Raw genomic sequence first — 1,661 nt, 5'->3', positions numbered from 1 at the left:
CCCGACACCCCCGGCGAACCGCTCCGCACGCCGCCCCTCCACATACAGCTGCCGCGTCTCCAAGGCCCCGACATCGGCCCGCCACACACCCTTCAACCGCCCGTCGGGCCGCCACCCGGAAACACCCCGGCCCCCGCTCAACGTCACCCGCTCGGCCCGCGAACTCCCGTACCCGTACGCCTGATACACCACCCCGGAATCCGCCCCGGTCAACCGCAACGGCGCCTTGAGCGCATACGTACCGCCCCGCAGATTCACCACCGCACGACCCCGCCCCCGCGCCTCCCGCTGCGCCCGCCCCGGCGTCGCGAAAGGCTGCCGGAAGGTACCCGGCCAGGAATCCCTGCCCCACGGGGCGACGTACAACTGCACGGCGGAGACGGCCGCTTGAGCCGGCACGGTCAGCACCGCCGCCAAGACCGCCAGCACGAGCGCCGCGACCCCGCCCGCCCTGTTCACCGTACGCACCATCACCGTCCGCCTCCCTGAACCCGACACCGCCGAGATGAACCCGCCTCCACTGTCCCGCCCGACCCCACCCCGCCACATCGGCCGATCGGCCATCCCCGATCACCTGGAGTAGCGAATCCCGCGACCGAAGTTGACGCCGTCTCGACCTTTCGGCCGATTCGCCCACTCCGGAATCCGGCATCCCGGGCGGAAAGCAACAGCGAAGTCCCTCCACAATCATCTTGAAAAGAAAAGCATTTCGGGGACCGCGGCCACAGAACACGCACCGTTCCGCAAGATCCCTTGTTCCGTCTCCACGGCCTGTGCAAAGGTGTGTCTGTCAACGCGCCCAGACGCGTTCCCCACTTCCGCACGAAGGCCCCCGGCCATTTCCGTGCATCTCCCCCGGGAGGAATCCAACTGTGACAGAAGCGGGTCAGCCGAATTCCCCCACTTCGGCTCGGCGTTCGAACGCGACGGACGAAATGCTGAGCGCGGAACTGAAAAGCTGGGAAGGAGCGGGGCCCGCACTGCACCCCGTGGGCGAACTCCTCGACCGGCACTGGGAAGCGGCCTTCACCTACGCGCGCCTGTGCACCGACGGCGACCGCGCCGCCGGCATGCTCACCACCGCGGCCTTCACCCGCCTCTTCGGCGAGTCCCTGAGCCACGACGGCCCCACCGCAGCCTGGCGCCCCCATCTCCTGGTCACCGTCCGCCGAATAGCCTCCGAGTGGTCCACCGACGGCCGCCGCGACCTCCTCCACCCCGGCCTGCGCGTCGAGGACACCGACGTCCTCGCGGCCCGCCTGCTGCCGCCGTTGAACAGACGCCTGCTGTCGAGGTCGTTCCAGCGGCTCTCCCCGACCTCCCGCTGCCTCCTGTGGCACATCGAGGTCGAGTCCGAACCCTTCGAAGCCCCCGCCTCCCTGCTGGGCTTCGAGACCGAGGCCGCCCGCGTCGAACTGCGCCGCTCCCGCGAGCGCCTGCGCGAGGAACTCCTCCAGTCGCACCGCGAACTCGCCGTCGAGGAGGAGTGCCACCGCTACGACCGCCTCCTGGACGTCACCAGCCGCCGAGGCGACGGCATGGACGCCGACCTGCGCGGCCACCTCGACCGCTGCCGCCACTGCGCCTACACCGCCGACCAGCTCGCCTGCTTCACCGACGGCCCCGCCCTCGGCACCGCCCTCGCCGAGGGCGCCCTCGGC

Annotated in this window: 2 pseudogenes; one reads left to right on the top strand and one right to left on the bottom strand. The window is 70.7% G+C overall.

Features of this window, described 5'->3' with window-relative positions:
- Nucleotides 1-471: pseudogene (locus AOK24_RS12850) on the bottom strand (right-handed parallel beta-helix repeat-containing protein); the annotation flags it as partial.
- A gap of 464 nt (nt 472-935) precedes the next feature.
- On the opposite strand from AOK24_RS12850, the pseudogene AOK24_RS12845 reads away from it, so the two are divergent.
- A pseudogene (locus AOK24_RS12845) lies at nt 936-1,661 on the top strand (hydrolase); the annotation flags it as partial.

It is taken from the genome of Streptomyces niveiscabiei (assembly GCF_001419795.1).
Taxonomy (GTDB): Bacteria; Actinomycetota; Actinomycetes; order Streptomycetales; family Streptomycetaceae; genus Streptomyces; species Streptomyces niveiscabiei.
The sequence above is the reverse complement of the archived record's forward strand: the minus strand, read 5'-3'. Positions and strand labels throughout refer to the sequence as shown.